This window comes from Marinomonas profundimaris, from assembly GCF_000508165.1.
Lineage (GTDB): Bacteria > Pseudomonadota > Gammaproteobacteria > Pseudomonadales > Marinomonadaceae > Marinomonas > Marinomonas profundimaris.
The window spans coordinates 131,129-150,500 of the sequence record NZ_AYOZ01000045.1 but is presented as its reverse complement, the minus strand read 5'-3'; the positions used below and the strand labels follow the sequence as shown (position 1 = coordinate 150,500).

At 47.1% G+C, this 19,372-nt stretch carries 14 protein-coding genes; 10 read left to right on the top strand and 4 right to left on the bottom strand.

What is annotated here, in order from left to right:
- Positions 1 to 146: 146 nt before the first annotated feature.
- The 7 genes from D104_RS32855 (at position 147) to D104_RS32825 (ending at position 8,853) form a co-directional block, all read left to right on the top strand.
- Positions 147 to 1,715: an acyl CoA:acetate/3-ketoacid CoA transferase gene (locus tag D104_RS32855; protein ID WP_024024916.1), complete on the top strand. Its 1,569-nt coding sequence runs from the start codon at positions 147 to 149 to the stop codon at positions 1,713 to 1,715.
- A gap of 30 nt (positions 1,716 to 1,745) precedes the next feature.
- Complete coding sequence (locus D104_RS32850; RefSeq protein ID WP_024024915.1) at positions 1,746 to 2,948, top strand: thiolase family protein; 1,203 nt, start codon at positions 1,746 to 1,748, stop codon at positions 2,946 to 2,948.
- A 105-nt stretch (positions 2,949 to 3,053) separates the two neighbouring features.
- The gene (locus D104_RS32845; RefSeq protein ID WP_024024914.1) at positions 3,054 to 3,812 is read left to right on the top strand and encodes a crotonase/enoyl-CoA hydratase family protein; all 759 of its coding nucleotides are present in this window, start codon (positions 3,054 to 3,056) and stop codon (positions 3,810 to 3,812) included.
- A 27-nt stretch (positions 3,813 to 3,839) separates the two neighbouring features.
- Positions 3,840 to 4,607, top strand: coding sequence for a 3-hydroxyacyl-CoA dehydrogenase (locus D104_RS32840; protein ID WP_024024913.1), 768 nt, complete (start codon positions 3,840 to 3,842; stop codon positions 4,605 to 4,607).
- A gap of 8 nt (positions 4,608 to 4,615) precedes the next feature.
- On the top strand, positions 4,616 to 6,385 hold the full coding sequence (locus D104_RS32835) for an acyl-CoA dehydrogenase (RefSeq protein WP_024024912.1): 1,770 nt from the start codon (positions 4,616 to 4,618) through the stop codon (positions 6,383 to 6,385).
- A gap of 177 nt (positions 6,386 to 6,562) precedes the next feature.
- Complete coding sequence (locus D104_RS32830) at positions 6,563 to 8,416, top strand: feruloyl-CoA synthase (RefSeq protein WP_024024911.1); 1,854 nt, start codon at positions 6,563 to 6,565, stop codon at positions 8,414 to 8,416.
- Positions 8,417 to 8,430: 14 nt separating this feature from the next.
- Entirely contained in the window at positions 8,431 to 8,853 is a 423-nt protein-coding gene (locus D104_RS32825; RefSeq protein ID WP_024024910.1) for an acyl-CoA thioesterase, read from the top strand.
- Between the two features lie 395 nt (positions 8,854 to 9,248).
- Here the strand turns inward: D104_RS32825 and D104_RS32820 are convergent, their stop codons facing one another.
- Positions 9,249 to 11,576, bottom strand: a complete 2,328-nt coding sequence (locus D104_RS32820; protein WP_024024908.1) for an FdhF/YdeP family oxidoreductase — start codon at positions 11,574 to 11,576, stop codon at positions 9,249 to 9,251.
- Positions 11,569 to 12,420 (bottom strand): formate dehydrogenase accessory sulfurtransferase FdhD, encoded by an 852-nt coding sequence (fdhD, locus tag D104_RS32815; protein ID WP_024024907.1) that lies wholly within the window; start codon positions 12,418 to 12,420, stop codon positions 11,569 to 11,571. Before fdhD ends, D104_RS32820 begins: the two co-directional genes overlap by 8 nt.
- Positions 12,421 to 12,843: 423 nt before the next feature.
- Between fdhD and D104_RS32810 the strand changes: the two genes are divergently transcribed.
- The gene (locus D104_RS32810; protein ID WP_235075944.1) at positions 12,844 to 14,244 is read left to right on the top strand and encodes a peptidoglycan DD-metalloendopeptidase family protein; all 1,401 of its coding nucleotides are present in this window, start codon (positions 12,844 to 12,846) and stop codon (positions 14,242 to 14,244) included.
- Between the two features lie 88 nt (positions 14,245 to 14,332).
- Here D104_RS32810 and D104_RS32805 read toward each other — a convergent pair whose 3' ends face one another.
- Together D104_RS32805 and D104_RS32800 are read right to left on the bottom strand one after the other, a co-directional pair.
- A complete protein-coding gene (locus D104_RS32805) occupies positions 14,333 to 16,456 on the bottom strand; it encodes a TRAP transporter permease (protein WP_024024905.1) in 2,124 nt (707 codons plus the stop codon).
- An 86-nt stretch (positions 16,457 to 16,542) separates the two neighbouring features.
- Positions 16,543 to 17,571 (bottom strand): TAXI family TRAP transporter solute-binding subunit, encoded by a 1,029-nt coding sequence (locus D104_RS32800; protein WP_024024904.1) that lies wholly within the window; start codon positions 17,569 to 17,571, stop codon positions 16,543 to 16,545.
- Between the two features lie 240 nt (positions 17,572 to 17,811).
- Here D104_RS32800 and D104_RS32795 point away from each other — a divergent pair, with 240 nt between their 5' ends.
- Positions 17,812 to 18,471: an HAD family hydrolase gene (locus D104_RS32795; protein WP_024024903.1), complete on the top strand. Its 660-nt coding sequence runs from the start codon at positions 17,812 to 17,814 to the stop codon at positions 18,469 to 18,471.
- Between the two features lie 86 nt (positions 18,472 to 18,557).
- The gene (locus D104_RS32790) at positions 18,558 to 19,298 is read left to right on the top strand and encodes a class I SAM-dependent methyltransferase (protein ID WP_024024902.1); all 741 of its coding nucleotides are present in this window, start codon (positions 18,558 to 18,560) and stop codon (positions 19,296 to 19,298) included.
- Positions 19,299 to 19,372: the final 74 nt, after the last annotated feature.

Genomic DNA, 19,372 nt, shown 5'->3' with positions numbered 1-19,372 from the left:
AACAATCTTATTTATAAAATTTTTGCTCTGCATATTCAAAAAAAGCAAGCCTTCATAAAACGTTTGATATAAAAATAGTTGTGGTGTACAACATAAATTCTATACCCCAAAACAAACCAATAAAAATAGACATGTGAGGGCATAAAATGAGTAAGGTTATTTCTTTGGAGCACGCAGCGGGTCTTATAAAAGATGGCGACTCTGTTGCATGGTCAACCGTTGGCATGTCTTTTTTTGCCGAAGCGGTGGCCAAAGCCGTCGAGCAGCGATTTCTCAGCACAGGGCATCCGCAACAGTTAACCTTGATCCATGATTGTGGCTGCGGTGACGGAAAAGACGCAGGCATGTCGCACATGGCGTATCCTAATCTCGTTAAGCGCCTTATCTCTGGTCATACTGGACAAGCGCCTAAAATGGCGCAAATGATCACTGACGACGCCATTGAAGCCTATTTGCTCCCTCAAGGCGTTTTGACCACTATGTGGCGTCAGATTGCAGGAAACAAACCTGGCGTAATCACTAAAATCGGCATGGGAACGTATGTCGATCCTCTCGTTAGTGGCGGTAAAGTCACTTCCATCACCACGCAAGACCTCGTTAAACGCATCGATATCGAGGATGAAGAGTGGCTGCTGTATAAAAAGTTTCCTCTCAATGTCGTGGTGATTCGTGCAACTACTGCCGATGAAGACGGTAACTTGTCTGTCGAAGAAGAAGCCATGTTGGCCGAAATTCTTCCTATGGCGCAGGCGGCCAAAAACAGCGGTGGTATTGTCATCGCTCAGGTGAAGTACCTCGCCGAACGTCATTCTATTCATCCTAAAGACGTCAAAGTCCCCGGCGTTTTGGTCGACTACATCACTGTTGCGCCCGCGGAAGATCACAAACAAACCATCACGACGACTTACAACCCCGGATTAGCAGGCAATTCAAGGGTGCCATTAAGTGCGCTTCCTCCTATGCCTTTTAGCGATCGAAAAGTGATTGCGCGTCGCGCGGCGATGGAGCTAAAAGCCAATGTCATGGTGAATCTAGGAATCGGCATGCCAGATGGCGTGGCGGCCATCGCGGCGGAAGAAAAAGTCTCGCACTTGTTTACCTTAACCACCGAGCTGGGTACATACGGCGGCATTCCTGCTTCGGGTGGTGACTTTGGCGCTGCGTGGAATGCCGATGCGATTATTGAGCATGAAGCGCAATTCGATTTTTACGACGGCGGCGGTTTGGATATTGCCTTTTTGGGGTTGGCGCAAGCCGATATTAAAGGCAATTTAAACGTCAGCAAATTTGGTCCGAAAGTGGTCGGGCCGGGTGGTTTTATTAATATTTCCCAGAGCGCGAAGAAAGTCGTTTTTTGTGGCACCTTGGTGAACGGCGCGAAATTGACGTATGACAATGGCAAGGTCTCTGTGCTGCAAGAAGGCAAGGTGCAAAAGTTTGTTAACACCGTTGACCACATTACTTTCAGTGGGGATTTGGCGCGAAAAAATAAGAAACCTGTGCTGTTTATTACGGAGCGCTGCGTGTTGGAACTGCGTCCTGAAGGCATGGTGCTCACCGAAATCGCACCGGGTTTGGATTTGGAAAAAGACGTGCTGAGCGCGATGGCGTTTCGCCCGATGATAGCCGATGACCTTAAAACCATGCCCACCGCTATTTTTGCGGAGCAGTGGGGCGGTTTAGGCGACATCATGGCATCGGCCGATCAGCAATAAAAAATAAGAATAAAAGAAAGAGGAAAGGCTATGTCTATTAAGAATGTCGAAATCCCTTACGGTGCTTATTGGAGTACGCCGTTTACCAAATGGCAGGGCTCGTTACAGCATTTGCATTCGATGAAGTTCGCAGCGCATGTGGCAAAAGACGAATTGGCGAAGCGTAATATTGACCCGCTTGTGTTTGATTCCGGCGTGTTGGGCATGACGATCAACCAGTATCAGTCATTCAACGGGGCGCCTTGGCCTTTATATGAGATTGGTGCGGTGAATACTGCCGGTCATGCGGTCAACCAAGTCTGTGCGACGAGCGCGCGGGGTTTGTTTGCCGCCGCGTCGGAAATTGTTTGTGGTATGGCGAATGTGTCGTTCTTGATGACGGCCGATCGTTGCTCTAACGGGCCGCACATATATTATCCGAATGCCAAAGGGCCAGCGGGTTCGTCAGAAGACCAAGTCACATATAACATGATGAACGACTGCATTGGCGGTCATTCGATGATGCAAACTGGTGAAAACGTAGCGAAGCGTTTTAACATCACCCGTGAAGAACTAGACACCGTAACGTATCGACGTTACGAGCAATATCAAGACGCCTTAAAAGACGATCAAGCTTTCCAAAAACGTTTCATGACCTTGCCCTTGTCTGTGCCAACGGCGAACTTCAAAAAAGTAGACACGGTTATTACCGGCGACGAAGGGGTGTTTGCCACGACGCCGGAAGGCTTGGCGAAATTAAAACCGATTCAAGAAGGTGGTGTTATTACTTTTGGCAATCAAACGCACCCTGCGGACGGCAATGCGTCAGTGGTGCTTTGCCGCTCTGAAGACGTTGCTTCGTTGACGAGCAAACCTGAAATCAAAATTGAAGTGCTGGGTTTTGGTCAAGCCAGAGACGATTTAGCCTACATGCCAGCCGCGCCGATTGAGGCTGCAAAGCGTGCACTTGCCGTCGCAGGCGTGGACATTAAACAGATCAAAGCGATCAAAACCCACAACCCCTTTGCTGTCAATGACGTGGCATTTGCAAAAGCGATGAACGTCGATGTGATGACAATGAACAATTATGGCTGTTCGCTTATTTGGGGCCATCCGCAAGGACCAACCGGTTTGCGAGCGATCATTGAACTGATTGAAGAGCTGGCATTAACTGGCGGTGGTTACGGCCTGTTTACAGGGTGTGCGGCAGGTGACACTGGCATGGCCGTGGTGATCAAGGTTTCAGGTCGATAAGTAGGGTGTTTAGCATCGCTCGTAAGCCGTGTATTTTCTCGTAAGCCGCGTATTTACTCGTCGCGTTGTGTAAAGGCTCAATAAAATTTTTAAAGGTAACCCAAGATGACGTATCAATTTATTCATTATTCCGTAGAAAATGGTGTGGCGCATTTGCAACTGAATCGCCCAGAAAAGAAAAATGCCATCAATGACAGTTTGTGTCTTGAGATCGAGCATGTCTTTTTAAATTTAACCGATGACGTGAATGTCATTGTTCTTTCTGGCGCTGGCCCTGAGTTCTGTTCCGGTTTGGATTTACGCGAGCACAAAGCCCGTGAACCGTTTCAAGTGGTGAAGCATTCTCAAATGTGGCATCGCGTTTTTGGTCATATTCGTGAGTCGGGTATTCCCGTGGTGGCCGCCATGCATGGCGCGGTGATTGGTGGCGGTTTAGAGCTGGCGATTTGTGCTCATGTTCGTGTTACGGAAGAAGGTACGTATTACCGCTTACCGGAAGGCAAACACGGTATTTTTGTGGGTGGCGGTGCGTCGGTGAATGTGTCGAACGTGATTGGTGTAAGCCGCATGACGGAAATGATGCTAACAGGTCGAGATGTGAATGCCGAAGAAGGTTTGCGCATTGGGCTGGCGCATTATGTGGTTGGTAATGGTGACGCCTTGGCAAAAGCCTTTGAGTTGGCTGAGGGCATTGGCAAAAACTCCAAATACTCTAACTGGGCGATGACCACAGGGCTGAGTCGTATCAGCAATATGTCGGCACAAGAAGGCATGTACACAGAGTCATTAATTTGCGGCATCACGCAAACCAGCGAAGAAGTCAAAGCGCGTATTGACGCGTTTCTTAACCGTAAAAAATCTTAATTCTGTGCCTGAATAGGAGTGGTTGATATGCAAATCCAAGACAAACATTTTATTGTCACCGGTGCCGCGTCTGGCATTGGTGAAGCGGTTGCGCGACGTTTACATGGTTTAGGTGCCAAGGTCACATTGGCCGATGTGAATGAAAAAGGATTAGAGCGCGTTCAAGCTGAATTAGGCGATCGCGCCTTGGCGTGCGTGACAGACATTGTCAGTGAAGAATCGGCGCAACATTCCGTAAACAAAGCGGTTGAAACGTTTGGTGCGATTAGCGGATTGATCAACTGCGCCGGCATTCCGGGCGCAGAACGTGTTGTCGGACGTGAAGGACCGCATCGGTTGGCGTCTTTTCAGCGAGCGATCTCGGTCAATTTAGTTGGCACGTTTAACATGCTTCGCCTTGTCGCGGATCAAATGCAAAACAATGAGCAAGAAGCAAACCTTGAACGCGGCGTGATTATTAATACAGCGTCTGCGGCGGCGTTTGATGGTCAAATCGGTCAAGCTGGGTATTCAGCATCAAAAGGCGGTGTGGTGGCGATGACGTTACCCATCGCTCGGGAATTGGCGCGTTTTGGTATTCGCGTTATGACCATTGCTCCGGGTTTGTTCAAAACGCCGATGATGGATGTGTTGCCAGAAGAAGTGCAAAAATCCTTGGGCGAATCCGTGCCATTTCCACCTCGTCTTGGTGACCCAGACGAATTCGCTGCACTGGCTCAGCACATTATGGAAAACAGCATGTTGAACGGCGAAGTCATTCGTCTGGATGGCGCCATTCGAATGGCGGCGAAGTAAGGGATTTTATGATGACGTACCAAGCGCCTTACCAAGACATGCAACGGCTGGTGGCACAAGCGTATAAGCAGCAAGGACTCGACACGTTGGCGCCGTTTGACGACTTTGATCTTGAGCTGGCGAATGCGGTGATGGAAGAAGCGGCGAAGTTTGCTTCTGGTGTGCTGGCGCCGTTAAACCAAGTGGGTGATGTTCAAGGCTGTCGATTCGAAGAGGGCAATGCTCAAAAAGACGATGATCAAAAGACAAAAGTGATCACGCCCGCTGGCTGGAAAAGTGCGTATCAGCAATTTGCCGCATCGGGGTGGATTGGTTTGGCGTTGCCAGAGGCGTTTGGTGGACAAGGTTTGCCGAAATACATTGCGCAGCCGGTGAATGAAATGTGGCAGTCGGCCAATTTGGCGTTTGTCATGTTTCAGGCGCTGGCTCAAGGTGGCTCGGAGATTCTCTTGAAATTTGCGAGTGAATCTCTACAGGCTCGTTATTTACCTAATATCGTTTCCGGTGAATGGACGGTGGCGATGGCGCTGACCGAACCCAGCGCAGGATCGGATTTGGGGGCGTTAACGACCAAGGCAATTCCTCAAGACGACGGGACTTATCAGATCAAAGGCCAGAAGATTTTCATTACTTATGGCGATCATGACCTGACCGAGAATATTGCTCATCTAGTATTGGCAAGAACGCCCGATGCGCCCGCAGGCAGTCGCGGTATTTCGTTGTTTATTGTGCCGAAATATCGTGTGAACCCAGACGGTTCAATGGGCAAGTTTAACGATGTGCGTTGTACGGGCATCGAGCACAAAATGGGCCTGCACGGCAGCCCAACGTGTTCAATCAGTTATGGTGAACAAGATGCTTGTATTGGGGAATTGATCGGCGAACGAAATCAAGGTCTGATGGCCATGTTCGTTTTGATGAACGAAGCGCGTTTAAGTTGTGGATTACAAGGCGTGGCGCTTGGCGAGTTGGGTTATCAATCAGCATTGGAGTACGCCAAAGAGCGCACGCAAGGCTCGAATGGAAAAGGCGAGCGTGTCGCGATAATTGAGCACCCAGATGTTAAGCGAATGCTATTGGACATGCGCTCGGAGACCTTTGCATTGCGCTCGTTAGGTTATCAAATTGCGGCGCAAATTGACCGTGCTGACACAACAAACGATAACGCGCTGCAAGCTAGGATAGCCTTACTTACTCCCATCTTTAAAGCCTTTTCGACCGAGCGTGCTAATGTCATGGCTGGCCAAGTGGTGCAGGTGTTTGGCGGCATGGGTTTTATTGAAGAAACGGGCGTTGCGCAGATTATGCGAGACGCGCGAATCACGACGATTTACGAAGGCACAACCGGTATTCAGGCGCGGGATTTACTCATGCGCAAAGTCCGTGGTGATCAAGGGTTGGCACTGAAGGCCTTGCTCTGTGAGATTGATGATCAAGCCGCGAAAGTGGAAGCCAATTCTGCTTTGTCAAAAACCGCAGAGGAAATACGCCTCGTCGTTGTGACAATTCGTTCTTTGCTTGATAAGGCGCTACTTGGTCAAGAAGAAGATTCTTTGCTTGGTGTGTCTGTGCCGTTTTTAGACGCGATGGGAACATTGTGTTGTGCTTGGCAATTGATGAACGCCGTGGTGCTGGCGGGCGACGACATTGACGACGGTTATTATCAAAATCTGATTGCTATGGTGCAGTTTTATGGTGCCTTTCGTTTGCCTACAGCAAAGGCGGCCTTGCAAACAGTGGAGTCGAAATCGTTAGGCTTACAAGAATATGTTTTTTAAAGGCAATAAATTCGCCGAATGAAATGGCTAGGCGTCATGAAATGGCTAGACGTCATGAAATACAGCGCAGTATTTCAATGTGAGAATAAAAATAATATCGCTGGTGGTGTTTGTCCATCGGCCACAATCACAACACTAACCGCACAACAATAATTATGGCGGTTTGAGGAGTAGAAAATGAACGCAGGATTTCACCCTATAAAAGTGGTCGCTCATCCCATTGAAGTAATAAAACATGACTCGGGTGTGCAGATTATAAACAGTCGGAAGCCGCTTGATGATTTTGCACGTTGTTGGACAGACCGGCTGGAATACTGGGCGAAAGAAGCGCCAGAGCGTGTGTTTGTCGCACAGCGTGATGCAAACGGAGAATGGGACAATATTACCTATTCTGACGCGGTGGTTCGTGTTCGTCACATTGCGTCTTGGCTTTTGACACAGCCTGTGTCGGCGGAGCGTCCTATTGTGTTTCTTTGCGGCAACAGTATTGAGCATCTTATGTTGGCGTTGGCTGGCATGTACGTTGGCATTGCACATTCGCCATTGTCGCCTGCTTATTCTTTGATCGCGACGGATTATGCCAAGCTGCAAGGCATCTTTGATGTGTTAACGCCGGGCTTGATTGTGGTGGACGAATTAGCGCCATATGAAAAGGCGATCAATGCCGTTTGTCATGATACGGACATTCCAGTTGTGGTGATTAAAGGCGATACGACACCGCAGATAATTTCCAACCCAACCATGTCGTTTCAATCCTCTTTAAACCACCCCATGTCGACACAAGTGGATATTGAAAACGCCAAGGTCGACGGTGATACCGTTGCTAAGATTCTGTTCACGTCTGGTACCACTGGCATGCCAAAAGGGGTGATTAACACCCAGCGCATGATTTGTGCGAACCAAGTGATGATTCATCAGGTGATGCAGTTTTTGAAAGATCAGCCACCAATTATGGTGGATTGGCTTCCTTGGAACCATACCTTTGGTGGTAATCATAATATTGGCATCGCGTTGTACAACGGCGGCAGCTTGTATTTAGACGATGGCAAACCTACTGAAAAACTGTTTGATAAAACCCTGCAAAATCTTGCTGAAATTTCGCCTACTGTGTATTTCAATGTGCCAAAAGGGTTTGAATTATTGGTTAAGAGTTTAAGAGTGGATCACGAGTTGGCCACGAAGTTCTTCTCTCGTTTGCAATTTACCTTTTTTGCGGCGGCAGGCTTGGCGCAACATATTTGGGATGATCTTGATGCGTTGGCGATTCAATATACGGGGAAGAAGATTCCCATGCTGACGGGGCTTGGTTGCACTGAAACCGCGCCGTCGGCGACTTTTGCGTCGGTGGAAGAATCCACATCGGGAGTGATTGGCGTGCCAGCGCCAGGTGTGTCCATCAAGCTGGTGCCAAACGAAGGCAAGTTGGAAGCGCGAGTCAAAGCCGTCACGGTGATGCCGGGTTATTGGCGACAACCAGAGTTGTCTGCAAAAGCGTTTGATGACGAGGGGTATTATTGCCTTGGGGATGCGTTTGCGTATTTGGATGAAAAAGCACCGCAGCGAGGCTTTCGTTTTGATGGCCGTGTGTCGGAAGACTTTAAATTAGACAGTGGTACGTGGGTCAGCGCAGGGACCTTGCGAGCGAAGTTTATCAGTGCGTTTGCGCCTTTCGTACAAGACGCGGTGTTGTGTGGCACGAACCGTGGCTACATTACGGCGATGGTGTTTCCTGATTGGGCGCATTGCCGAGCCATTTTGCCTCATGATCTTGATATCACGAATGAAGCGCTGGTCGAGCACCCTGCGGTGATAGAAGCGTTCAGACAGAAGTTGGCCGATTTTAATCAACAAAGCACAGGCGGTTCAACGGTGGTGTCGCGGATTGCATTGCAAGCAACGCCGCCAAGCATTAATCATCATGAAGTGACCGATAAAGGCTCGTTGAACCAACGTGCGGTGCAAGATCATCGAGAAGACCAAGTGGCGTTGCTGTATCAAGAACCGATTGCGAAATCTGTGATTGCGTTATAACGGAGGGTTTTTGTATGTTTAGCAACGAACGGCATCAAAGAATTGAGTGGGGCGATTGTGACCCTGCGGACATTGTTTTTTACCCACGGTATTTCGCTTTCTTTGATGTTTCAACGGGGGCGTTATTCGAAGCAATGGGTTTCACTCTTCGGTATATTCGAGATGAACTAAAAGGCGTGGGCTTTCCCATGGTGGACACACGCTCTCAGTTTTTTAAACCGTCTAAATATGGTGATAACGTCGTCATTAAAAGCGAAGTAATAGAAGTAGGGCGCGCGAGTTTTAGCATTCGTCATCGATTGTTTAACGACGGTGACTTAGCGGTTGAGTGTTGGGAGAAGCGAGTCTGGGCGTGTGTGAATGAATCTGGCAGTCTTGCATCGGAACGGATTCCAGATCAAATTAGGTTGAAAATGCGGAATTCTCAAGAAGCTTAGACATTGGTAATGCAGAATATAAAAGGAATAGAACCGAGCATTTGCTCGGTTTTTTTTATGCGTTATTTGTTTGAGTTTGTTGCTGAGCAAAGTTCAATGACGCGCTTTCCACTGATAACCAAAAAGCAAATTACAGTAATGGCAACCGCAGTTAGATGAAAAAAATCGATGATGAATGCGTTTTCCATATTGAGTCCTCTGGTGAATATTTTATTATTCTTTTGCTTAATAAAAGCACAGCAAACCTGATTCGTCCACACTATTTGCTAATTTCAATAGTTCGCAGACATTAACTTTGCCGTTAAGGAGCGTCTCAATTATAGAGTAAATGACACTAACGACTTACGTCACTGAGTCTATTTATCGCAATGAAAAACAGACTCAGTGGCTCTGTGTTAAAGCGAGGAAACCGCGATGCCGTTGCTTTCTTCTTCGTAGGCTTCCAGTTCGATGGCAATACTTTTAGACGTGGGTGTGTTGCTGAACTCACCATGGCTGTCTAAAGGTACTAAAGGATTGGTTTCTGGATAATACGACGCGATGTTGCCCGCCGGAATGCTATAAGGAACCAGCTTGAAACCGCTAACTTTGCGTTCTACGCCATCATCCCATAGTGAGCGTAGAGTGACGCTTTGACCTTCTACAAACCCCAAACGTTGTATGTCTGCTGGGTTGATAAAGACTACTTTACGTTCGCCTTTAATACCACGATAACGATCGTTCATACCGTAAATTGTGGTGTTATATTGATCGTGTGAACGTAGGGTTTGCATGATCAAAGTTTTGTCCGATAACAAGTCTTGTGCACGCTTTGGCAATATTGATTCAGGCAATATGTGCGTGTGCAAAATCACCTTGTTTGCCGGTGTTTTCCAATGTCTTTCTCTCGCGCTGTTGCCGAGATAAAAGCCACCGTCTTGCAATATGCGTTGGTTGAAATCATTGAAGCCGGGCACAACGGCCGCGATGTGTTCACGGATAATGTCATAATCGCCAACGGCTTCCATCCAATCGATTGGGAAGTTCCCTAACGTTGCAGCGGCCAATCCTGCGACGATAGCAGGCTCGGATTTTTGTTCTTTACTCAAGGGTTCTAATACGCCGCCAGAGGCGTGAATCATACTGAACGAATCTTCCACGGTGACTTTTTGTTGGCCTTTTTCTTGATGGTCAATGTCGGTTCGACCAAGGCAAGGCAAGATGATGGCTTCTGTACCTGTTACAAGGTGAGAGCGGTTCAGTTTCGTGCTGATTTGAACCGTAAGCTGACATTGTGTTAATGCGTGCATTGTGGCTTGAGTGTCTGGGGTGGCCGCCGCGAAGTTTCCACCCAGTGCGATAAAAACACCCACTTTGCCATCGCGCATCGCGCGAATGGTGTCGACAACCGCTAAGCCGTGTTCTTGTGGTGGCGTGAAATCAAAACGTTTTTCCAGAGCATCCAGAAAAGCCTGAGAAGGGCGTTCATTAATGCCCATGGTTCGATCGCCTTGAACATTACTGTGACCACGAACAGGACAAACGCCAGCGCCCGGTTTGCCTAAATTGCCGCGCAAGGCCATTAGGTTGACCATTTCATGAATAGTTGCCACGGAATGATGATGCTGAGTAATGCCCATTGCCCAGGTAATAATCACGCTGTTGGCGTTGGCATACACGGTTGCAGTGTAGGTGATTTCTTCTTTTGTCAGGCCCGACTGTTGGAGAATTTCAGCCCATGGCGTTTGTTTTACTTGCTCAAGATAGGCGTCTAAACCTTGAGTGTGTTCATTAATAAAGTCGTGATCAAAAACCGCGTCCCCTTCTTTCTGTGCCTCGGCTTCTAAATCGATGAGGACTTTAACCATACCGCGAACGACGGCCATGTCACCGCCAATTTTTGGACAAAAATAACCGGTGTTGGTGGGCTTTGAACCGTTGGTGAGCATTTCAATGGGATTTTGTGGGTTTTGAAAGCGCTCTAACCCACGTTCGTGCAAGGTATTGAAACTGAACAAGTGCGCGCCACGTTGCACGACTTCTTTTAATGTTTCTAACATGCGTGGATGGTTTGTTCCCGGATTTTGACCGAAAACAAAGACCGCGTCAGCGCGTTCAAAATCGTCAATTTCTACCGTGCCTTTGCCAATGCCGATGCTGCTGGTGAGCGCATAACCGCTGGCTTCGTGACACATATTGGAACAATCTGGAAAGTTATTGGTGCCATAAGCGCGAGCAAATAATTGATAAAGAAACGCCGCTTCATTACTGGCTCGACCGGACGTGTAAAACGCGACGTTGTCTGGATTTGATTGGGCTTTTAGTGTGTCGGCAATGTGTTGATAAGCTTGCTCCCAAGAAATCGCTTCGTAGTGATCGGTTTCTCGGTTGTAACGCATGGGTTCGGTGAGCCGACCTTGGTATTCAAGGAAGTAATCGCTCTGAGTATTTAGCCAACTTACGCTGTGCTCTGCCATAAAAGCGGCGTCTACTTTACGTGATGTGGCTTCCCAGTTAACGGCTTTCGCACCGTTTTCACAAAAGCGTATTTTGGCCGGATCGTGTTTTTCACCCCAAGCACAACCTGGGCAATCAAAGCCATGTGGCTGGTTGGTTTTGAGTAAGGTGTTGATGTTTCGGACGGCATTGTCGCTTTGTAGCCAATGTTTGGTTGTGCTTTGTAAGGCTCCCCATCCGCCAGCCGGTCCTTTGTATGGCGTGTAAAAATCGGTTTTTTTACTCATCGTCTGTTCCCTCTAACTTGAATGAAGAAGCGAATACTCGAGGCGCATCCTGCTTTGGTAAATGTATCAGTGTCAGTCCGTAATGTTGAGCGAGCTTCACGGCAAGCGTACTAGGTGACGCTAAGTGTATCAGTCTGGAAAGCCCGACACGAACGGCTTTCTGAACCAGCTCTGTGCTGCATCGGCTTGTCATTAATACGCTGTGGTTGTGTAAGTTTATATCGTGCTGAAGGGCATAACCAATGACTTTATCCAGTGCATTGTGTCGTCCGATGTCTTCCATGCACATCATAGGTTCTCCTTCTGGCGATAATAGCAATGCCGCATGAACCGCACCGGTTTTGTTACCCAGTATTTGGTGTGCCGCTAAGCGCGGTCGTAATGAGAGCAAGGTGGTTTCTTGAACGGAGTGGCTTGGCGGCAGTGTCGGCAGTATCGGAATCGCTTGGGCCAAAGACTCTATGCCACATAAGCCACATCCGGTTGCGCCAAGGTGTGTTTGCTTTTTTTGTTTAAATTGAGCGAGGCGACGCGGGCTTAGTTCTAGGTTGATCGCGATGCTGTCAATGTTTGGTGATGTTTGGGTGTGTTGTGTTTCGATGTCTCGTATTTCATTGAGGTGCTCAATGATGCCTTCACTGCGAGAAAAGCCGATGACAAATGCGTCTAAATGCACAGGTGTGACCATCATGACGGCGTATGCAATGTCGTTAATGCTAATGGCCAAAGGAACTTCTTCAACAAGGTCGGCCGATTCTAAACGCGCTGAGGTGTTTTGTGGTGTGTCGCAACGGCCAAAAGTAGTCGGTCGGTAATGGGTAAAAGAAAGAGGCGACTCTGACATAAGCTTGAATCTAATCCGTGAAAAAAGACGAGCTTTATATTACGTAGCGCAACTATGAGCGTCCAATGATTTTACGCTTGTTTGATTAAGATCATCACGCGGATTTGAGGGTGGAACGATATGATTAAAAAATAAGCAAGATTAGCCATGGTTTCAAAGGCTTAAGTATTTCTTTAGGGGGTAAAATGCCGTATTCTACGCCAAAAAATACGCTATAGATGCCTGTTTCGTATTGATTGTGTAAAACAATCGCTGAAATGGGTACGGACTGTGATTATTCGCACTCCAACAGTGGCAAGGAAAAAACACATGTTACAAAGTGTGGGACTGTTTTTGTCATAAATCGAGAACGTGTGCGACCAGAACGTTAGCACGCAGTCAGGTTCTCTGTGAGCCACTTTTTGTTTAATGAGTTTTATATTTATGCAGTTTATTACCCGCCTTTCGCGTTGGGCTTTGTCAGGCCCGCGAGCTTGGTTATCGATCATTGGTCTTGTTTTTGTTGTTTTGTTGTTTGTTTATAGAGCGCTTGTATCGCCCACTGAAAATCCAGATGACTACGTAATACCAAGTGCCAACAATAGCAAAAGCACAACAGCGCCGAGCAAAGTAGCGCCGAGTCTAAATACGGACGAAGACAATAATTACGATTCGCTAATTACCACTGACCCTCTGCAGAACGTAGAAAAAGTCATCGCACCTATCCCTTCCATAGAATACGTCATTAAATCCGGCGATACCTTGGCGCGTATTTTTGCGAGTTTAGGGCTGTCGAGTGAGTCTATGTATGCGGTGCTTGAAGCCGATCAAGAATTTTTGGTACTTGAACCATTAAGACCCAATGATGCGTTTTCTTTTGAGTTGGACGAAGACGGTGAATTGACGAAGCTGACTCGTCGAATCGACATCAGTAAAAGTGTGTCTTATGTTCGTCATGAGAATGGTGGCTTTAGCTACGAAGAGCACATTACCCCTATAACGTACACTCATAACGCCGTACACAGTGAGATTGTAGGCAATTTTTACTTGTCTGCTAAAAAAGTAGGTTTGTCAGATACGAATATTTTACTCATTCACGATGTTCTCAAAGGGCGGGTGAATTTTCGTAAAGACCTGCGAGTCCACGATGCTTTTAGCGTCATTATCAAAAGTGGCAGCATTGACGGCGTTAAAGTGGGAGAAGATCAGTTAGAGGCGTTAGAGATAACGGTGAAAGGACAAACTTACAGTGCGTTCTTGCATTCTGATGGTCGATTTTATGATCGAGATGGCAACAGTTTAACGCCGTCGTTATTACGTTGGCCAACGCACAAACAGTATCGTATTAGCTCGCCGTTTAACGCGCACCGTTTACACCCCATTACCGGCCATCCCGCGCCACATAATGGGGTCGATTTGGCAACGCCGTCTGGCACTGAGGTTTTGGCAACAGGAGACGGCGTGGTCACTCGTGTTGCGACACACAAATACGCAGGCAAATACGTCGTTATTGATTACACCGGACCTTATAGTTCACGCTTTCTTCACTTGAGTAAAATCTTGGTTAAAAAGGGGCAGAAGATCAAACGAGGTCAAGTGATTGCGTTGTCTGGCAACACTGGTCGAACAACGGGCGCGCATTTGCATTATGAACTGCACATAAGAGGTCGTCCTGTTAATCCAATGACCACTGATATTCCAACGACCCAGTCTATTCCGGCTGACAAACGGGCCGAATACAATGCGAATGTTCAATACTGGCAAGGCATGATGGAAGGCGCTCAAGACGATGTTCAGGTCGCTGAGGATGGTTCGGATCAAGGGGCCGATTCTGAGCTAGATTAACCTTGTCATAGTGTGCAAACGCTAACCATAAAAAAGGGCATTTCTTCATAAGAAGAGATGCCCTTTTTTTTGATTCGAAGTGACTTGCTTACATGTTCTTTTTGTACGATTTATTACCGATAACAAACAACACTAGGAAAATGGCCAGACCAATGCATTGAATCCAAAGAGCGAGGTTTGGCCACAACATCATGGCGGATGCCGCCAAGGCGATCACTCGAGTCACAATAGACAGCTTGTCTTCCAAATAGCCTTCCATCGCTGCGACCAGTGCGTACATTCCAAAGATGCCGAAGAAAGTAAGGTGTAGAAGCGTTTGGGTATCACCACCGATCAGTGGCGTATACGCCATAAGAAGCGGAATAATATAAAGCCCTTTTGCCAACTTCCAAGCGGTCATGCCCGTTAACATCGGCGGTGTTTTCGCAATGGCGGCCGCGGCAAACGCGGTTAAACAGACAGGCGGTGTTACGTTACTGTCTTGAGACAACCAGAAGATGATCATGTGAGCGGTGACTAAAATCATTGCAACGCTCTGCGCACCTAACGCTTGATCCATTAACATGCCTTTAAAGTCGGCTGGCACTTGCGCTAACAAAGCCTGCGCTTGTTCCATTGGCATGCCTTGCGCTAACGTCGCGATAGCAGAAGGATTGACCAGCATGAATATCGCGCTTGCGGCTTCCGGTAAGCTTCCAGCAGACATCATATCCAGCAGTTGCCCTTCCGCGATCAGATTGAACAAGGCTGGCGCAGAAAGCGTACCCAAAACAATATAAGACGCTGTTACAGGCAACCCCATGCCGAGAATCAAAGACGCAATTGCAACAAGGATGATGGTGAAGAAAAGGCTCCCCCCCGCCCAGTTCGTGATCAACAGTGAGAAGGTGTTACCAACGCCTGTCGTACTGATTACGTTAACCACCAAGCCAATACCGACGAGCAAAACCGCGGTGGTCGACATGTTTTTAGCGCCTTGTGCCATGGCATCAAGTACGGCCGCTGGGCCCATTCTGTGTTTGCTAGACAAAAACGACGCGGCAATAACAGCAAGAATACTAATTCCTGCTGCGTAAGTTGGTGTGAAGCCTTGAACCAATAATGTGACGAGAACCGCCAATGGCACGATGTGATGCCAGCCATTCTTTAGTACTTGTGACATGTTAACGGCGTCATCGCTTTCTGTTGCAATTACCTTGCTGCGTTTGGCTTCAACCCGTACAAAGAAACCAACTGAAAGGAAATACAACAAGGCTGGAATGGCCGCGACACTGATAATGGTGACGTAGGACACTTGGGTATACGACGCCATGATAAACGCCCCAGCACCCATCACTGGTGGCATCAATTGCCCACCGGTTGACGCCGCGGCTTCTACACCAGCAGCGAATCGAGCGGGAAAGCCAGCTTTTCGCATCAGAGGAATCGTAATAACCCCTGTGGAGACGGTATTGGCAACAGAGGAGCCTGAAACCGAACCCATCAAGCCAGAACCCAGAACGGCTACGAAACCGGGTCCGCCAATCATCTTACTGGCAAGTGATCGAGACAGGTCAATAATAAAGTCGCCAGCACCGGATTTCACTAAAAAGGCGCCGAATAAAATAAACATGAAGACAAAGCTCCATGAGATTCGAGAGATGGAACCAAACATACCGTCGGTGCTAAAAAAGCTTCTGTACAGTAAGGTTTCTACACTCAATCCAGGAAAGGTAAACATGCCGCCAAGCCATTGCCCCCAAAGCACGACGTAAGTAAGTGCAATGATGATAAGGAAAGGAATAAACCAACCACTTGTGCGGCGAATGAGTTCAAGCGCGAGAAGAACGGTCACGCTGGAGACGATCCAATCGGCATTGTTAAATGTCACGCCTCTGGCGTAGAGGGCGTCTTCAAAGAAAATGATGTAAAGCACCATCCCGATTAAGGCGAGCACAATGGCACCGTCGCATAACATGGCGATTTTGCTTTCGCGCCATTTCGGATTGGCTGGAATGAGTAAGGCACATAAGGTACCAAAGCCCGCGAAATGAAAGGCTGAAACCCAAAGTTCTGGTAATGTAGCGATGGTATTGATGTAGATATGAGCAACCGCTAGGAAAATGGAGAGCGTAAAAACAAAGCGATTTAACCAAGGCCCAGAGCGGTGTTTGGTTTCAAATTCCTCAAGATTGATTTCTTGAGGTGCGGCTGGTTGCGATGAAGCAGTCATAGACAAGCTACCTTTATGTGTGCAAAAAACAAATAACGCAAAGAAGCGCCGTACAGAAGTACGGCGCGATAACAAGAGTGACTATATTACTCTGCGATTAGGCGAGCAGGAATGTTAATGCCGCGTTCACGGTAGTAACGCGCTGCGCCTGGGTGAAGTGGTACTGGAAGGCCTGAAATAGCTTTCTCAATAGACATAACGGATGTCGCTTTATGAATCGCACTTAAGTAAGGTAAGTTTTCATAAAGAGATTTGGTCAATTGATACACATCATCTTCAGACAAATCCGCACGAGCGGCTAAGAAGTTAGGCTGAGCGACAGTATTGATGTCTTTAGTCTGGCCTGGGTAAGTGTTTGCTGGAATGACATAACGCGTCCACAGCTCGTAGTTACCGTTTGCTTCTTTGATTTGTTCGTCAGTGAAATCCAGTACTTTGACCTTATCGCCCATGGACGCATAAAGACGCGTTACCGCACTAACAGGCACGCCTGCAGGTGTGTTCATGCCTTCAATATTGCCGTTTTGCATGGCGTCGGCGCTGGCACCGTAACCCATATAAGCAAGACTGAATTTGTCAGGGTCGATGTTTAAGCCTTTAAGCTGCTGACGACCAGAGCCTTCTGTTCCTGAGTTCTTTTTGCCAATAGAGAACTTATTGTTGGTGCCTTCAAGGCTTTTTAGATCGGCAACCGTACCTGTTTTCGCAAGATCAGACTTAAGAACAAAGTGTTCTACGTTTTGCCAGAGCATAGAAACAGAGCGTAACTCAGTTTGTTTGCCAGAGCTTTTAAATGGACCTTCGCCGTCCCAAGCCCATGCGCCATAAAGACCTTGTAGAATCGCGAATTGCGCTTGGTCTTCTCGTAATAGTTTGATGTTTTCACCTGAGCCAGCAGAGCTGATTGCAGAGACAGAAAGGCCGAATTTAGGCTCTAACTTCACTTTGCTTAAGGTCGCAATGGCAACACCAACAGGGTAATAAGTACCACCAGTGGATGCTGTTGCTAAGATATAATTGCGGCTGTCTGCGGCGGATACGCCAGTAGCAGAAAGTGCGATAGCGGCTGCTGTCGCGCTTGTAAGAATAGTTTTTGTAACAAATCCCAATTTCATATTATTTTTCTCCGTTAGTGGGGTTGGTTCCATTAGCTTATAGCGATTATCGTGCCAAAAGCATAATGGTTTGATATATAAGGTTTTTTTCTTTCTCTGTAAGCGTACTTCCTTTTTTTATTCACATATTGGCGGTTTATTGCTTATGGTTGGCCTTTCTAGATAAGCAAAAAATTGCTTATGATGTAAGTGAGTAAATATAGCCATTAACGGGTCTTTTTGCATGATAGTGTTTTTTTCATGAGCAAAAAATTGCCGATGAGTCAGGAAAAAGAAATTATGGAACAAGATCGTCATATTCGTGTTGTACTGTTTGACTTAGGGAATGTCTTGGTCGATTTAGGCGACGTGTCTGAAATGCATGTTATGTTGAATACGCAAGGTGAAGAGTCTGATGTGTGGCTGAAATGGTTACAGTCACCAACGGTCGCAGCGTTTGATTCTGGTCAAATCACATTTGACCGCTTTGCTGAAAATTTACTACAAGAAGTGGGCAGTGCAACGAATAAAGATGTTTTTAAGGCGTCTTTTAAAGCGTGGCCAAAAGGATTGTTTTCGGGTGCTTTAGACTTGGTAGCATCGGTGAAACCTGAATATCATCGTGCTATTTTATCCAATACAAATGCGGCCCATTGGCCGAGATTAATGGATGAAATGGGGCTTGCTGGTAAATTTCACAGCTATTATGCTTCTCACATGGTTGGCTTTGTGAAACCGGATAAAGCCATTTACCAGCATGTGATCGACAGCTTGCAAGTTATACCACAAAGCATTTTATTTATTGATGATAATCAAGTGAATATCGATACCGCAAACGCACTGGGAATGCAGGCATTTAGAGTTAAGGGAATAGAAGAAGCACGTCGAGTGCTTGATCAACACGGCGTGTTATCTCATTAGTCAATTTGATGAGTTGACTGCATTGGAATTGCTTGAAGCCTTAATGGCGTTGTTCAGGTATTAATGTCATTTAGTTCAGGGGTTTTATGCGTACTTTTGATGGAAAAACGTCGACAATTTATTCGAAAACACGACCGATGTATCCGGCCGAATTGTATTACTGGTTATCCCAGCAAGTCGATTCGACCGGAGTGGTATGGGATTGCGCTTGTGGTACCGGGCAGGCTTCAGTTGACCTTGCGGCTTATTTTGAACGAGTGGAAGCATCGGACATCAGTGAATCTCAGGTGACGGGCGCGACGCCTCACCGTAAGGTGAACTATCAAGTTTGTCCCGCGGAAAAAACGGACTACCCTGACGACTATTTTGATGTTGTTTGTGTGGCGCATGCGTTGCATTGGTTTGATTTAGAGGCCTTTTGGAAGGAAGTTCGTCGCGTTCTAAAGCCAGGTGGGATTTTTGTTTGTTGGGGATACAACTGGCTGCAGATAGGAAAAGTGGAAGACAGAGTGGTTGCGGAAGAGGTGTTGCCGTATTTGGAACCCTATTGGCCTCCTCAAAGTAGACTGCTGTGGAATCAGTATCGTGATATTGAATTTCCTTTTGAGGTGATTGATGTCCCGAGCTTTGAATTGCGTTGCCATTGGTCTGTCACTCAAACACTGGATTTTATTCGAAGCTGGTCTTCTTCTCAGTTACGAATAAAAGAAAGCGGTGATGACTTTTTATTAAAAGCGTCTCCTATTCTTAGAGATGCATGGTCCAAGCCCAATCAAAAACAAGAAGTTTGCTTGCCGTTTTTTGTTAAGGCAGGAAGGTTGGTGTAAGTGTTTGTTTTCATAATAAGACTAAAGTGGAATAGATTGGTCTGTCTAGCGAGTTATAGTAGTTCAGCATCCGA